At 72.3% G+C, this 869-nt stretch carries 1 protein-coding gene; it reads left to right on the top strand.

Features of this window, described 5'->3' with window-relative positions; genetic code table 11:
* Window positions 1-869 (top strand): UDP-glucose 4-epimerase GalE (gene galE, locus PUR61_RS17275; protein ID WP_329879746.1); only part of this gene is annotated, 869 nt, incomplete at both ends.

Here is an 869-nt window from a genome sequence, read left to right as displayed (position 1 = left end):
GTACCTGGTCACGGGTGGCGCCGGCTATGTCGGCAGTGTGGTGGCCGCCCACCTGCTGGAGGCGGGTCACCAGGTGACCGTCCTGGACGATCTCTCCACGGGCTTCCGTGCGGGCGTGCCGTCCGGTGCGGAGTTCGTCGAGGGCCGGATCCAGGAGGCCGGGAAGGTCCTGGACGGTTCCTTCGACGGTGTGCTGCACTTCGCCGCCTCCTCGCAGGTCGGTGAGTCCGTCACGGACCCGGAGAAGTACTGGCGCAACAACGTGGCCGGGTCGCTGGAGCTGATCAGCGCCATGCGCGCGGCCGGTGTGCGCAGGCTGGTGTTCTCCTCCACCGCCGCGACCTACGGCGAGCCGGAGGCCGTGCCGATCGCCGAGACCGCCCGCACCGCGCCGACCAACACCTACGGTGCCACGAAGCTGGCCGTCGACCACCTGATCACCGGCGAGGCCGTCGCCCACGGTCTGGCCGCCGTCTCGCTGCGGTACTTCAACGTGGCCGGCGCGTACGGCGCCTACGGCGAGCGGCACGACCCGGAGTCGCACCTGATCCCGCTGGTGTTCCAGGCGGCGCTCGGGCAGCGCGAGCACATCGCGGTGTACGGCGACGACTACCCGACCCCGGACGGCACCTGCATCCGCGACTACATCCACGTCGCCGACCTCGCCGACGCCCACCTGCTCGCCCTGGACGCGGCCAAGCCGGGCGAGCACCTGATCTGCAACCTCGGCAACGGCAGCGGCTTCTCGGTCCGCGAGGTGATCGAGTCGGTCAAGCGCGTGACCGGCCGCGAGATCCCGGTGCGGGTCTCCGGCCGCCGCGCGGGCGACCCGGCCGTCCTGGTGGCCTCCGCCGAGCGTGCCCACCGCG

This window comes from Streptomyces sp. BE20 (assembly GCF_036322525.1).
Taxonomy (GTDB): domain Bacteria; phylum Actinomycetota; class Actinomycetes; order Streptomycetales; family Streptomycetaceae; genus Kitasatospora.
Note: the sequence above shows the minus strand (reverse complement) of the source record. Positions and strands in the feature narration are given on the sequence as shown.